The sequence below is a fragment of the Aquabacterium sp. TM01 genome (genome assembly GCF_057808345.1).
The window spans coordinates 1,692,213-1,706,004 of sequence record NZ_AP046529.1 but is presented as its reverse complement, the minus strand read 5'-3'; the positions used below and the strand labels follow the sequence as shown (position 1 = coordinate 1,706,004).

Annotated in this window: 12 protein-coding genes; 6 read left to right on the top strand and 6 right to left on the bottom strand. The window is 64.5% G+C overall.

The genetic code is table 11. The features are described from left to right. Positions 1-51 precede the first annotated feature (51 nt). A complete protein-coding gene (locus tag AC3WW4_RS07870; RefSeq protein WP_488827834.1) occupies positions 52-2,415 on the top strand; it encodes a putative bifunctional diguanylate cyclase/phosphodiesterase in 2,364 nt (787 codons plus the stop codon). After that, on the top strand, positions 2,412-3,284 hold the full coding sequence (locus tag AC3WW4_RS07865; RefSeq protein WP_488827832.1) for a phosphate/phosphite/phosphonate ABC transporter substrate-binding protein: 873 nt from the start codon (positions 2,412-2,414) through the stop codon (positions 3,282-3,284). The genes AC3WW4_RS07870 and AC3WW4_RS07865 overlap by 4 nt, the downstream gene beginning before the upstream one ends. Before the next feature lie 7 nt (positions 3,285-3,291). Here the strand turns inward: AC3WW4_RS07865 and AC3WW4_RS07860 are convergent, their stop codons facing one another. Then, positions 3,292-4,086 carry an SDR family NAD(P)-dependent oxidoreductase gene (locus AC3WW4_RS07860; RefSeq protein ID WP_488827831.1) on the bottom strand — a complete coding sequence of 265 codons (795 nt, stop codon included), beginning with the start codon at positions 4,084-4,086 and terminating at the stop codon, positions 3,292-3,294. A gap of 241 nt (positions 4,087-4,327) precedes the next feature. On the opposite strand from AC3WW4_RS07860, the gene AC3WW4_RS07855 reads away from it, so the two are divergent. Genes AC3WW4_RS07855 through AC3WW4_RS07840 form a run of 4 tightly spaced genes read left to right on the top strand, consistent with a single transcriptional unit; the run spans position 4,328 to position 9,825 of the window. Continuing rightward, positions 4,328-5,434: an HlyD family secretion protein gene (locus tag AC3WW4_RS07855; protein WP_488827830.1), complete on the top strand. Its 1,107-nt coding sequence runs from the start codon at positions 4,328-4,330 to the stop codon at positions 5,432-5,434. Positions 5,435-5,438: 4 nt separating this feature from the next. After that, the gene (locus AC3WW4_RS07850) at positions 5,439-7,535 is read left to right on the top strand and encodes an ATP-binding cassette domain-containing protein (protein WP_488827829.1); all 2,097 of its coding nucleotides are present in this window, start codon (positions 5,439-5,441) and stop codon (positions 7,533-7,535) included. Then, positions 7,532-8,686, top strand: a complete 1,155-nt coding sequence (locus AC3WW4_RS07845; protein WP_488827828.1) for an ABC transporter permease — start codon at positions 7,532-7,534, stop codon at positions 8,684-8,686. The genes AC3WW4_RS07850 and AC3WW4_RS07845 overlap by 4 nt, the downstream gene beginning before the upstream one ends. Next, positions 8,683-9,825, top strand: coding sequence for an ABC transporter permease (locus AC3WW4_RS07840; protein WP_488827827.1), 1,143 nt, complete (start codon positions 8,683-8,685; stop codon positions 9,823-9,825). Before AC3WW4_RS07845 ends, AC3WW4_RS07840 begins: the two co-directional genes overlap by 4 nt. 55 nt (positions 9,826-9,880) lie before the next feature. On the opposite strand, the gene AC3WW4_RS07835 is transcribed toward AC3WW4_RS07840, so the two are convergent. The 5 genes from AC3WW4_RS07835 to AC3WW4_RS07815 form a co-directional block, all read right to left on the bottom strand. Further along, positions 9,881-10,702 (bottom strand): S1C family serine protease, encoded by an 822-nt coding sequence (locus AC3WW4_RS07835; RefSeq protein ID WP_488827826.1) that lies wholly within the window; start codon positions 10,700-10,702, stop codon positions 9,881-9,883. Next, entirely contained in the window at positions 10,703-11,821 is a 1,119-nt protein-coding gene (locus AC3WW4_RS07830) for a nucleotidyltransferase domain-containing protein (protein WP_488827825.1), read from the bottom strand. It lies immediately after the preceding gene. Next, positions 11,797-12,717 (bottom strand): HprK-related kinase A, encoded by a 921-nt coding sequence (locus tag AC3WW4_RS07825; RefSeq protein ID WP_488827824.1) that lies wholly within the window; start codon positions 12,715-12,717, stop codon positions 11,797-11,799. Before AC3WW4_RS07825 ends, AC3WW4_RS07830 begins: the two co-directional genes overlap by 25 nt. Beyond that, a complete protein-coding gene (locus tag AC3WW4_RS07820; protein ID WP_488827823.1) occupies positions 12,702-12,944 on the bottom strand; it encodes a hypothetical protein in 243 nt (80 codons plus the stop codon). Before AC3WW4_RS07820 ends, AC3WW4_RS07825 begins: the two co-directional genes overlap by 16 nt. A gap of 115 nt (positions 12,945-13,059) precedes the next feature. Then, positions 13,060-13,725: a hypothetical protein gene (locus AC3WW4_RS07815; RefSeq protein ID WP_488827822.1), complete on the bottom strand. Its 666-nt coding sequence runs from the start codon at positions 13,723-13,725 to the stop codon at positions 13,060-13,062. Between the last annotated feature and the right edge of the window lie 67 nt (positions 13,726-13,792).

Sequence of the window (13,792 nt, the reverse complement as noted above, 5' to 3'; positions counted from 1 at the left end):
CGCTGACACACAGGCATTGCACACTTCAAACTTTCTTGTTGTGTCCTCATCGTGCGCCACCTTTTCACCTTGCCGTTCCGCGCGTGGCTTGATTCTGTGGGTGCCCAACGCGGGCGCTGGCTGCTGGTGGTCAGCACCAGCCTGTCCTTGGGCTTGCTGGCCCTGGTCTGGAGCTTCACCTGGCAGCGACTGGAATCTGAAAAAATGCTGACACGGGCCAATGCCCACGTGCAGCAGCAGAACCTCACCGCCATCATCTCCGAGAATCTGGGGCAGGTACTGGACCGTGGCAAGCTCATGGCCATCACCGCTGAGGGCTGGTTCGACGGGCATGAAAGCGAGGTCCCCGCGCGGCTCAGCGCAATGCTCGCCTCCGACCGGATCTTCCTGCGTGCCGCGCTATATGACACGCAGTTGCGCCGTGTGTATGCCAGCTCACCGGGCGAGGACCCGCCGGCACTCCAGCACGCCCTGCACCGCTTCCTTCATCCTCCCTCAGGTCAGGCCATGGCGCGCCTCGCCCTGGCCCCGCGTCCCCAGGCCAATGAACAAGCCTGGCAAATCCCGTTGATGCTCCCTGTGCTGGGGCAGGATGACCAATCCGCCGGCGTGCTGCTCGTCGTGCTCGACCTGGGCTACTTTCTGCAGCTGTACCGGCACATCGACATGGGGCGCACGGGCCTGATCCAGGTCATCCGGCTGGACGGCGAGATCGTGGCCGAAGCGCGGCAAGAGGGCCTGGTGCTGCAAAGCCGGGTGGCACACGCCCCCGTCCCGCACCTGCTGCCCGTCAAGCTGACCCAGGGCTCCATCGAGGCCGCGCTGTACCGAGACGGCCGCACCTTTCTGTCCAACTACCAGCAGCCCGATCAGATGCCCTTTCGGGTCGTGGTCAGCCGTGAGATGAGCGACATCCTGGCGCAGCACCAAACCACCCGCGACCGCTTCGTGATCCTGCTCTTGACGGTCAGCGTCCTCTTCCTCGGCGCCACCTTCTGGGTCACACAAGGCATCCGCCGCCAAGGGCGCTATGCGGCAGCACTGGCGCAGGCCGATCAGAACAACCGCGCCTTGATCTCGCAACTGGAAGAAGAAAAGCGCCGCGCCTTCGTGATGGCAGCGCACGACCCCCTCACCGGCCTGCCCAATCGGCGCATGTTCAACGAACTGCTGAGCAGCCATTTGCAACAGGCCAAGCGCAATCGCAAACACTACGCGCTGATGTACATGGACCTGGATCGCTTCAAGCAGGTCAACGACACCCTGGGGCACCATGTGGGAGACCTGCTGCTGCAAGCCGTCTCCGCCCGTCTGCGCGCACTCTTGCGCGACTCCGATCTCATCGCCCGACTGGGGGGCGACGAGTTTGCCATCCTGCTCACGGCCCTGCCACGGGCCGACGACGCAGCGGTCGTCGCCAGCAAGATCGTCACCGAGCTCTGCAAACCTTTCCTCGACCTGGATGGCCACGACATTCAGATCAGCCCGAGCATCGGCGTGGCCCTGTTCCCGCGGGATGGCAACGACACCGACGCCCTGTGCCGCAATGCCGATGCCGCGATGTACCAGTCCAAACGCGCCGGCCGCGCCCGCTATACCTTCTACGACGCCTCACTGAACCCCACCGATGCCCGGCTGTTCAACCTCGCTCAGCGTCTGCCCAAGGCCATCACCGGTGGCGAACTGGTGCTGCACTTCCAGCCCAAGGTCAACCTGAGCGACTACCAGATCAGCGGCTTCGAGGCCCTGGTGCGGTGGCAGCACCCTGATCTCGGCCTGATCTACCCCAACGACTTCATTCCCTTGGCCGAACGCACCGGTGCGATCCTGGAGCTCGGGGACTGGGTGGCCGAGGCCTGCTGCCAGCAACTCGCCAACTGGCGCGCACGAGGGCAGCGTCTCGTGCCCATCGCCTTCAATGTGTCGGCCATCCAATTGCACGACGACCAGTTGCCCGAACGCATTGCCCATCTGCTGACCCACTATGAGCTGGATGGGCATTTGCTGCAGGTGGAGATCACCGAAACCTGCCTGGTCGAATCCATGGACGTTGCCAACACCGTGCTCAACCAACTGGAGCGCTTGGGCATCCACATCTCTCTGGATGATTACGGCAGCGGTTTTTCCAGCCTCGGCTACATCCGCACCTTGCCCATTCACTGCCTCAAGATCGACCGCGGTTTCATCCACGACATCCGCAACAGCCCAGACGACGCCGTCATCGTCAGCTCCATCATCACCCTGGCCCACAACCTGAACATGTGTGTGGTGGCCGAGGGCGTCGAGATGGTCGATCAACTGGTCCACCTGAAAACCGCGGGCTGCGATCAGGTACAAGGCTATTTCTTCAGTCGCCCGGTTCCGGCCGACAAGGCCAGCGAACTGCTCAGCCTCCCTTCCCTCTCCCCCACATGAAATTCCTGGCCCCCTGCCTTCTCTGGCTTTGGCTGCTGGCTTGGCCGGCGCATGCTGCTGCCGCCCAGGCTCAATGCGAAGACCCACGGCCGCTGCGCCTGGCGCTGGTGCCCGTCAAGAACACCCACACGCAGGCACGGCAATACCGCCCGCTGATCCGGGCGCTGGAAGAAGCCACTGGACGACGCGTCCTGGCGGCGCCAGCCACCTCGTACGGGACCGTCATCGAAGGCCTGCTGGCCGGTGACATCGACCTGGCCGAATTGGGGCCAGCCTCCTACGCCATTGCCATGGGACGCGGCGCCCACATCGACCCCATCGCCTCATTCCAGCTTCAGCAAGGCCCTGCCACACCCACCTCCCGGGCTTATCACTCGGTGCTCATCACCCGCCACGCCCATCCGGCCACCGATCTGGCGCAATTGCGCGGCAGCACACTGAGCCTGACCGACCCGGCCAGCACCTCGGGTGCCGTTCTGCCGCGCAAGGAGGTGCAGCGGCTCACCGGCATCCCGCTGGAGAGCTACTTCTCGCGCATCACCTTTGCGGGCGCGCACGATCGCTCGATCGAGGCCGTGCGCACGGGCCGGGTCGACGCCACCTTCGTGGCCAGCAATGCCGTGGACGACGCCGTGCGACACGGCACACTGCGCATGGACGAGATCCGCATCCTGTGGCGCTCCGAGGCCATCCCTTACGACCCCTTCGTGACCCGCCGCAGCCTCTGTCCAGCCTTGCAAAAGCAGATCCGACAGGTGTTTCTGGGAGACTCGCCGGCCCTACGGGGGATGCTCAAGGAGTTGGGGATGACCGGCTTTGTGCCAGCCACCCACGGGGATTACCGAGAGATCCGGCAACTCTACCCGTGAAACCCCCTCACTTGGCGATGCCCCCCGGGTAGCACAGGCCGCCCGTGATCTCGATCGTGGTGGCGTTGAGCGCCTCGTTCTGCACGCAGTACCCGATCATGTCGGCAATCTCTTGCGGCTCAATCAGGCGATCAATGTGCACATCCTTCAAGATGCCCTTGAGCGCGTCCTGGTTCATGCCCGTGAGCATGGGCGTGGCCGTATAGCCTGGCGCGATCCCCACACAGCGGATGTTGCGGATGCCGCGCAGCAGGAACTCGCCCACGATGATCTTGGGCATCATCGCCACGGCCGACTTGGCCGACGAGTAGTTCAGCTGCCCGATCTGACCGATCTTGTTGACTGACGAAATCGGCACCAGCAGCCCCTTCCAGCCGCCGTTGACCATGGCCTCGGCCGCGTCACGCAGGGTCAGGAAGGTGCCGGTCAGGTCCACATCGATCACCGGCTGCCACTTGTCCATGCCCATCTTGCGCGAGACCTTGCCCGTGGTCTTGTCCAGCGCCAGCATGGTGCCGTCGCGGATGATGCCCGCACAAGCCACCGCAATGTTCAGCTGCCCGAAAGCGCTCACCGTGGCTTCGATGAAGCGCGCCGTGTCGGCCTCCTTGCTCACATCGGCCTGCACCCCGATGGCTTCGCCGCCCATGGCCTTGATCTCGGCCACGACGCGGTCAATGTCTTCCTGCACCATGTCGACAATGGCCACCTTGGCACCTTGCCGCACGAAATGCTTGGCCACCGCCTCGCCAATGCCCTTGCCGCCGCCCGTGATGAGGGCCACGCTGTTCTTGATGTCCATGAATCGATCCTGCTTGACGTGAGTAAATTGATTGACTTGACACCCCCACAGCTTAGGCGCCATCCACGCCTGTCATGATGACAGATGCCTCACACCGCCCGGTCAATGTGCAGCACCTTGCTCAGGCACAGCACCCTTGAAGCAACACAGGGTTGGCCCTGAAACGCCCCAGGCGTGACAAACCGCACAAGCGATGCGCTTGCCAGTAGACTTGTCACGCAAACAAGGGAAGCGAAACAAGATGGCATGGACGCGTACAAATCGCTGGATGATGGGGGCAGGCCTGGTGGCCGTGGTTGCCATTGCCGCAGGTGTTTACTGGTCAAGCCAGTCCGACGCAGACAGCGGTCTGGTGCAGGTCAATGGCCGCATCGAGAGCGACCAGATTGTGGTGTCCGCACGGGTGCCCGCACGCATCTCGGAGTTGCTTGCGCGCGAAGGTGACACGGTACAAGCCGGTCAGATCATGCTCAAGCTGCATGACGACGGCGTTGCCGCCCGCACCGCTCAAGCTCAGGCCGCCGCCGCCGCCCAAATGGCCCAGGTGCGCGCGCTGGAGTCATCCTTGAGCCTGTTGCGCAGCGAAACGTCCATGCTCACGCAAACCGCCCAGGCTGAACTCACCGCCGCCCAGGCCGAACTCACCCGACTGGGCGTCATGGCCCAACAAACCGCGCTGGAGCGCGACCGCGTCAAACAGCTGGCCGAGCAAGGCTTTGTCGGCCCCCAGGCGCTGGAGCGTGCTCAGGTGGCCACCAAGAGCGCCCTGGAACAGTACAGCAGCGGTCGGGCCCAGGTCCAGAAGGCCCAGGTCAACCTGCAGAACTCGCGTCTGGCCCCTCAGCGCATTGAATCGCGCTCAGCCGAACTGCAAGCCGCCCTGGCCCAGGCTGAAATGGCCCAAGCCAAGGCCTTGGAGGCCGCCAGCGAGTCCAAGGAGCTGACCGTCACCTCCCCCGTCAACGGCCACGTCGTCGCCCGCTACATCAACCCCGGTGAAGCCGTGAACCACGGCGTGCCGCTGTACGCCATCACCGACCTGTCCAAGGTCTACCTCAAGGCCTACATTCCCGAGCCCATGTTGGGTCGCATCCAGCTGGGCCAGGCTGCTCAAATCTGGACCGACTCGGCCCCCGATCAGCCCATCGAGGCCAAGGTCGGCTACATCGCCAACCGCGCCGAGTTCACGCCCAAGGAAGTGCAAACGCGTGACGAGCGCACCAAGCTGGTCTTCGAAGTTCGCCTCTACCCCACGAAAGCGTCGCAGCTCAAACTGCTGCCCGGCCAGCCCGCCGACGGCATGATCCGACTGAGCCCGGACGCCGCCTGGCACGCCCCCCGTCACTGAGCGCATGAGCCCGCAGCACGCGCCCAGCAGCATCCTGCCTGACGAGCGGCGCCGGGTGCGTCCGGTCGTGCGCGTGCACAAACTCGTCAAACGCTACGACTTGGTCGAGGCCGTGCGGCAGGTGTCGCTGGAGATCAAACCTGCCCAGATCTACGGCTTGATCGGGGCCGACGGGGCCGGCAAAAGCAGCCTCATGAAGGTGGTCGCTGGCGTGCTCAGCCACGAAGAAGGCAAGGTCGAGGTGCTCGGCCGGCTCATCGACTCCGAACGCCAGGCCGAGAAGGTCAAAAGCGCCATCGGCTTCATGCCCCAAGGCCTGGGCCTGAACCTCTACCCCACACTGTCCATCGAAGAGAACATCGACTTCTTCGCCCGCCTGCGCATGGTGCCACCCGAGCTGCTGCGCGAGCGCAAGGAGCGTCTGCTCGACGTCACCCGCCTGAGCGCCTTTCGGGCCCGCCCGGCCGGCCAGCTGTCGGGCGGCATGAAGCAAAAGCTCGGGCTCATCTGCACCCTCATCCACGCCCCGCGCCTCATCATCCTCGACGAGCCCACCACCGGCGTCGATCCCGTCTCGCGCCGCGACTTCTGGCTCATCCTGGCGCAGCTCATCCACACCGAGCAGATCACTGCCCTCATCTCCACGGCCTACCTGGATGAGGCCAGCCGCTTCGACCACGTGGCGCTGATGCACGAAGGTCAGATCATCCTCGAAGGCCCGCCCGACCTGCTCATTGACCGCGCCGAGGCCACCATCGTGCAGTGCCCGGCCGAAGGCGCGGCGCTGACCGCCCTCACGCAGGCCTTTCCTCAGCACGAGGCCACCCAAGGCCAGGTACGGCTGTTCGTGCCCGAGCGCGATGCCGCGCAAGCCCAGGCACAGGTGCAAGCCACCCTGGTGGCGGCGGGCTTGCCCAAGGTCGAAGCGCCCATCGTCACCCGCCCGCACCTGGAAGACCTGTTCATCGCCCGGCTGTGGACCGATGCCATCGCGGCCCGCTCCTACCTGCCCCCATCCCCGTCCGCCAGCCACACGGCTCACGAAGCCGCGGCGATCTCGGTGGCCGGCTCCGCTGAACGCGAGAAGACACAAGACTCGGGAGGCGGCTCAGGGGGCATCACCCATGGCGACAGCGGTTGGGCCATCGACGCCCAGGCCCTGACCCGCGATTTCGACCAGTTCCGCGCGGTCGATGGCGTCTCCTTCCAGGTTGGCTACGGCGACATCTTCGGCCTGCTCGGCGCCAACGGTGCGGGCAAAACCACCGCCATCAAGATGCTGACCGGCATCCTGCCTCCCAGCGCTGGCCTCGGACGCGTGGCCGGCTCCGACATGCGCCACGCTCGCCAAGCCATCAAGGAGCGCATCGGCTACATGTCGCAGGCGTTTTCGCTCTACACCGACCTGACGGTGGAAGAAAACCTGATGCTATTCGCTGGCGTCTATGGCTTGCCGCGCAAGGTCGCCCGCGAGCGCACCCGCTGGGCCATCGAGCTGGGCGAACTGCAAGGCTACGAACAGGTCGCCGCCATCAGCCTGCCCATGGGCTTGCGCCAGCGTCTCGCCTTGGGTTGCGCCCTGGTCCACCGCCCGCGCGTGCTGTTTCTCGACGAGCCCACCTCGGGCGTCGACCCCATCGGCCGCAAGCACTTCTGGAGCATCCTGCGCAAATTGGCCCATGAAGACGGCGTCGCCATCTTGCTGACCACCCACTACATGGCCGAAGCCGAGCTGTGCGACCGCGTGGCCATGATGTACGCCGGCCGCGTCGTGGCCGATGCGCCGCCTGCCCAGCTCAAGCAGGATCTGCTGGACCGTCGTGGCCAGTTGCTGGAAGTCACCCCGCGCAATGCCCTGCTGGCGATGCAGGCCCTCAAAGACGCAGGCGTCGATCAGGCCGTGCTCCACGGCCGCAACATCCACGTCATGTCGCACCAGCCCGAAGCCGATCGCGCCCGCATCTTCAGCGTGCTGCGTGCGGCCCGCCAGCGTAGCGCCAACGTCATCCCCCGGCCGCTGACCATGGAAGACGTCTTCATCGACATCGTGCTCAGCCGTGAAGGCCAGAGCGCGGGCGCCGCAACGCAGGAGGCCGCATGAACCTGCTGCGTGTGCGTACCCTGGTGGCCAAAGAGATCAGCGAAGCGCTGCGCGACCGGCTCTACCTCACCCTCGCCTTCTTCCTCCCCATCTTGCTGATGCTGGTGTTCACCTACGGCATGACCAGCAACATCGACAACGTCGGCGTGGTCATCGTCGATGAAGACCAGACCGCCGCCAGCCGCGAATACACCCAACGCTTCCTCTCCACCCGGCACTTCAAGCAGGTCGAGGTCACCCACGCACCCACCCGTGCCGATGCCGCGCTGGCCGCCTACCAGGCCCGCCTGCTAATCTGGGTCGGCTCCGGGTTCGAGCGCCAGCTGCAAAACGGCCAAACCGCCCAGGTCTCCGTCCAGATTGACGGCGCCTTCACCGAACCGGCTCGCACCATTGGCGGCTATGTCGAGGCCATCAACGCCCAGGCGAATCAGGACCTGCGCCAACGCTATGCGGCCGCCCAATGGGGTGCCCGCTCCGCCCTGACCCGCCAGATCACCCACCCGGTACAGCTGCAGACGCGCTACCTCTATAACGCCGAGTTGCGCAGCGTCGCCATGATCGCCCCCGCGCTCATGATGATGATCCTGATGATGTGCCCACCACTGCTGATCGCCGTCAGCGTTGTGCGCGAGAAGGAAAGCGGCTCCATCTACAACATCGCCAGCTCCACCGTCACCCGCCTCGAATTCCTGCTGGGCAAGCTCATCCCGGTGGTTGCCATCGGCATGGTCAACGGCTTCATGCTCTGGGCCCTGGTGGCCTTCTGGTTTGACGTGCCCTTCCGTGGCAACGCCCTCGCCTTCACCCTGGCCCTGCTGCTCTACGTCATCGCCACGTCCAGCATGGGCCTGCTCGTGTCGGCGGCAGTCAAGACCCAGCAGGCAGCCATCATCATCACCACCATGACGGCGGTGATCGCCTCCATGCAATTTGCCGGCCTGTACGCCCCGCTGGAAACGGCCGACCCCGTCAACCAGTTCATCAGCCACCTGTTCCCTGCGGCCGACTTCCTGCGCGTGATCCGGGGCGTGTACGTACGCGGCGCCGGCATCGAGGTGTTCTGGCCGGAGATGCTGGCCATGGCGGCTTATGGCGGGATGGCACTCACCCTGGCCCACGCCCTGTTCCACAAAAGGACTCCCACATGAGCCTGCGCCGCTGGCTCACCCAGGTGAGCGCCCTGATGACCAAGGAGTGGAAGCAGCTCTACCGCGACCGCGCCCTGCTCAGCTTCGTCATCTTCATCTTCACGCTCGACATCCTGCTGGCATCTGGCGCCCCCGCCCTCGACCTCAAGGAAACGCCCATCGGCATCGTGGACCGCGACCACAGCACCTTGTCACGCGAGCTGATCTACAAGTTGCCCGCGCAGCAGTTCACCGTCGTTCCCATGGCCGATCAGGACAAGGTGGTGTCCCGGGCGTTGGAGCGCGGCGAGCTGCGTGGCGTGCTCACCATCCCGCACGGATTCGAGAAAGACCTGCTGCGCGCGCAAAGCCCGGCCTTGCAGCTGGTGGTGGATGCGAGCGACGCCAACCTTGGCTTCCTGCTCTCCAGCTACACCGAGCGCATCCTGTTCACGCTGGTGGGGGAGCTGATTGGCGGGCAGGCTGCGGCGCAAGGCCGTCCCGTGGTGCTGCCGCAGATCGACATCCAGTCACGCACACGTTTCAACCCCAGCCTGACCGAGTCCTGGTACGCCACGCTGTCCGAGTTGCTCACCATGGTCACCGTCGCCTGCATCTTGCTGCCGGCTGCCGCCCTGGTGCGAGAGAAAGAGCGCGGCACGGTGGAGCAACTGCTGGTGTCGCCCCTGTCACCACTGCAAATCGTGCTCGCCAAGGCCTTTGCCATGACCTCGGTGGTGCTGCTGGGCTCGCTGGTGGCCGTCGGGCTAGTCATGCACCAACTCGTGGGCGTGCCCTTCGTCGGCAGCCCCTGGATCTTCTTCAGCCTGATCGGACTCTACGCCATCACCAGCTCGGGCTTGGGCGTGCTGGCCTCCACCTTCGCGCGCAATTCCGGTCAGGTCGGCCTGATCGTCGTGTTGCTGGTCATGCCCATCATCATGCTCTCGGGCACCTGGAGCCTGCGCGAAAGCATGCCCCTGTGGCTGCAGCACATGGTGGCCTTCTCGCCCATGACCTACTTTGTGGACATCGCCTACGGCGTGTTGCTCAAGGGCAGCGACCTGGCCGTGCTGTGGCCCAAAGCCCTGAAAATGTCCCTGCTCGGGCTGTCCTTCTGGGCCCTGGGCGTCTACCGCTTCCAGCGCCAGTTCCGTTGAGCCAGCAAAGAGCCAAGCAGGCCTCGCACACTCATCTCAGCGGCAGGATCACACTTCACGGCCGCTGACGGGCCAACATGTCGCGCACATGGCGCGCCGGGATGGCATACGAAATGCCCGACGGCTGGCTCAGGGCCGACTCGCGCGTGCCCTTGAGCAGCACCATGTTCATCACCCCCACCACCTCACCTGAGGCGGGGTCGAACAAAGGGCCGCCACTGTTGCCAGGGTAAGCCGTGGCATCAAGTTGGAAAATCAGGAAGTTGCCCTCGCGCAAACCCCGTATGGCCCGCTCGTTCAACTGACCGCTCTGCGCCGAGGGCAGGCGGGCCTGCGTGATCGAGGACACCAGGGCCCGGTGCGTCACCGAAGAAAACCCCAGCGCCCCCCCGATCGGAAAGCCCATGAAGGCCAATTCCTGACCCTCCTTGATCCGATCTGAATCCCCCAGCGGCAAGGCCTGCACCGGTGGGCCCTCGATCTGCAGCAGGGTCAGGTCATGGAACACATCCTTGTCGAGCAGCCGCGCCGGCCTCATCTGAAACGTCTCGGGGCCTGTGCGCACCTGCACCACCAGTTGCCCCAGCGACTCCGCGCTGCCAGGGGCTTGCAGCACATGGGCATTGCTCACCACCCAGTTGCCCGACCCCACCACAAACCCCGTGCCGCGCAAGCTGAAACGTGGCGCAGCGGTCGGGTTGTAGCTGCCCACAATCACCACGGCCGGCTTCACGCGTGCAAGGGTGTCGGGCAAGGCGCTCATCTGCGCCTGCGCCGACATGCCTCCCATCAGCGCACCGCACAGCAAGGCACCGCACAGCAGCGTCCGGCGGGCCGCACCCGTCGCCACCCAGACCGGAGAGGTTGAGATCGACATTCAAGCTCCTTGCTTGGGAGAGATCGCTTTGCGCAACAGGTGCAAGGTCAACAACCCCGGTGGCATCCGCAGCCAATGACCACGCAGATATAGAAAGCCACGGGCCAGCGGAGTCCACCGATCAGCCACCAAAGGGTGAGGCGGACACAACACCCGCTTGAACATCGCATCCATCCACTTCAGACGCCACGCACCCGGACGCGCGCCGGGCGCCTGATCCAGCTCTGCCAGCACGTCCTGCGGCACCACGGTACCCAACATCATGCCGACATAGCGCAAGGCATAGAACAAGGGCCGGGTGAGTTGCAGGGCGCTGGCGCGTGCCACCAAGTGTGACCAGAAGTCAGATGTCGAACCATATTCGCGCAACAAGGCGTCCAGGTCAACCAGGCCACGCATGCCCTGCTCGAAACTGCCCTCGTGCATCAAATGGGTGGCGCTGTGCAACACCATGTCGATCGGGGCCAGCACATGCAAACACGAGCCCACCTGCAAGGGGCGAGCCTCGCTCAATAGCAAGGTCGAACTGGGGTGAATGCGCGCAGAGACCGGCATGATCGCGTGGTGCACGTCCAGCACCGTGCCCCGCTGAATGTGTTGCATCGGCGGCAACTCGTGCATCCAGGTGCGGTAGTAGCGTTGGTCGTAGTCCGATCGGGCCAAGCTTGCCCAGCCACCCAGCATCAACGCCGCTTCCACCTTGGGCAAGGCAGCCTTCGGCACCAGCACGTCCACATCCGACACCACGCGCCCGTTGGCGGCATCCAGGCCGGCCGCCACATAGGCCGCGCCTTTGAGCAACACCACCGGGATGTTCAGCGGGCGCAGCGCCAACTCGATCTCCTGGATCTCGTAACCCAGCTCGCGCTGCTGCCGATCGGCCACGCGCAGGGCCGACTCCAGATACTTGCGCGGTGCCTCGGGAATTTGATCCCACACTCCGTCGCGCTGAGCCAGAAAACCCAGTCGCGCCGACAGGTCAGCCGCCCGTGCCAGGCGGATGACATGGTCCCACTGCTGCCCCGAGAAGCGCGCCATCTCCTGGGGGAGCTGCATCGCACGCCTCAGCGTGATCAGACCCGTGGCGTCGCGGCTCATGCGCTCAACCTGGCGAAACATGCCAGGGCCTCATCCAAGTCGCTGTAGTGGAGGTCGTACACGTCGCAGCGCTCGATCACGTCGGCCAAGGTCTCGAACCCCTGTCGACCATGCACATGGTGATTGAAGCTGTTGCGATGCAGGTTCAGCAGGGCATCGGCCTTGGGGCGCGCGCTCAGCGTCAACGGGGCAGCCGCCTCATAGCGCGGAAAGATGATCCAGGCTGGCGTGGCCAACTCACGCGCACGCGCCGTGCTGTCGGCCGAGACCTGCATGTGGCACACCGTGCCTTTCAGCGTGTCAAGCGCCGCCGGACCCATGACCGCATTCGGCGCCCGACGACGCATGATGTCGATCGACGCATTCTTGAGGCTGATGGGACGGGGTGACGCCGTGAGCAGCCCCGTGCGGGGATCGAGCAAGGCCATCTCATCTGACAGCAGGCGCCAGCCATCGAGCATCAAGGCCGCGCACAGCGTGCTCTTGCCGGAGCCGGGTGGTGCCGGCAGGATCACGGCACGCCCGTCACGCTCCAGCACGGCAGCATGCAAGGTGATCCAGTTGTGGCAGAAGCTGGTGATGCACCAGTTGAGCCCCCATTCCAGGAAGGCATAGGCTTCGCCGTAGGCCAGGGGCGTGAAGGGATCGTGCCCGTCCATCTCGAACACACAGAGCGGACGCGATGGGCGCCATTTGCGACGCACCGACACATGAAAGTCCGCAAACTGACCGGCGTCGGTCCAGCAGGTGTGCCCCGCATACAAACGCTTGATGCCATCCGCCACGATGGGGATGGCACTGCGCACATGGACCACGAACGGGTCCATCCGCAGGTACAGACCTGAGGTGCGCAGTGCCGCTGACAAGGTGTCGAACGGCACAGCCTGAACCTGGCGTGGCGTCACACCGACAGACACGTCACCACACCCATTTCCCTCAGGTTGTCCAATAACGACGTCACCAACGCGATGTCCGAGTCCTCGGCGGTTTCGCCAATCAGTGCGCTGGCCAATTGCGACGCTGTTTGGCCGGGAGGCTGGATCGCGCCGTCCGCTGGGTGATTCGGTCCGTCATCCAGCAGGGACAACAACTCAAACGCCGCCTCCGAAACCTCATACAAGGCCGAATCGGCTTCGTCATACACCACGCCACCATGCCCTGCCCAGCCACGCAAAGCGAAGCGGGGCGAGTTGAACGCGTACTGCCTCGTCAAACTCAAAAACCTACCTCAACAACACAGGAGAAAGCGCCACGACTGGTCAGCCACAACGGCGACCGCCCGAACGCGACGACGGATTGATCAGGCAGTCACTGAAGCCCGTCCCTGAGTACACACGCTCGAAGTAATCAAGGGTCTGCGGCAGTCTCCAAGACACGCCAGCGGTGGGCTCCCACTCACCGTACTGGCGCCAGATGTCCTTGCACCGCTGCTCGCTGATGTAAGAATCGCTGCCGTAAGTCATGGCCGACAGATAGCCAGCCGACAAGTACCGCGCCAGACGCTCCATGTTCGATGGAGCGTCCATCTTGAAAACCTGCTTCAAGGTTTTGGTGGCAATGACTCGGCTTGGCGCAATGTCAAAGCCACAACCACGCTTGTCGCTTCGATCACAGCCCGTCGGACCAAACAACAACTCGTCGCAGCTCTTGTGCTTCTCACACTCGCTCATCGGGATGAACAATCCGGTGGTGCGCGCATTGGGCGCCACACTGCCGCCCGTGGTTGTCACAGAGGCAAACGAAGACGCCAGAACGGTCACGTTGGTGCCCCGCGGTGAGGCCAACACCATGTTGCTCTTGAAAGCGGCCACCACAGGCGCCGCAGCCAGACCAGCACGCACCAGCTTGCGTCGGCTGGTGTTGAGGCCAGCGGGCGGCACGTCCTCATCGGCGGTCTGCGTGTGCTCGTTTTGCTGATCTGACATGGTGGGCCCCCTTGATCTCGATGTATGTACCGTTCACCGGGCACAAACAGTGCCCGATCCCGAAAGC

Coding starts and splice junctions, on each gene's coding strand:
- AC3WW4_RS07865 (WP_488827832.1), top strand. CDS start 2,412: ATGAAATTCCTGGCCCCCTGCCTTCTCTGGCTTTGGCTGCTGGCTTGG.
- AC3WW4_RS07860 (WP_488827831.1), bottom strand. CDS start 4,086: ATGGACATCAAGAACAGCGTGGCCCTCATCACGGGCGGCGGCAAGGGC.
- AC3WW4_RS07855 (WP_488827830.1), top strand. CDS start 4,328: ATGGCATGGACGCGTACAAATCGCTGGATGATGGGGGCAGGCCTGGTG.
- AC3WW4_RS07850 (WP_488827829.1), top strand. CDS start 5,439: ATGAGCCCGCAGCACGCGCCCAGCAGCATCCTGCCTGACGAGCGGCGC.
- AC3WW4_RS07845 (WP_488827828.1), top strand. CDS start 7,532: ATGAACCTGCTGCGTGTGCGTACCCTGGTGGCCAAAGAGATCAGCGAA.
- AC3WW4_RS07840 (WP_488827827.1), top strand. CDS start 8,683: ATGAGCCTGCGCCGCTGGCTCACCCAGGTGAGCGCCCTGATGACCAAG.
- AC3WW4_RS07835 (WP_488827826.1), bottom strand. CDS start 10,702: ATGTCGATCTCAACCTCTCCGGTCTGGGTGGCGACGGGTGCGGCCCGC.
- AC3WW4_RS07830 (WP_488827825.1), bottom strand. CDS start 11,821: ATGTTTCGCCAGGTTGAGCGCATGAGCCGCGACGCCACGGGTCTGATC.
- AC3WW4_RS07815 (WP_488827822.1), bottom strand. CDS start 13,725: ATGTCAGATCAGCAAAACGAGCACACGCAGACCGCCGATGAGGACGTG.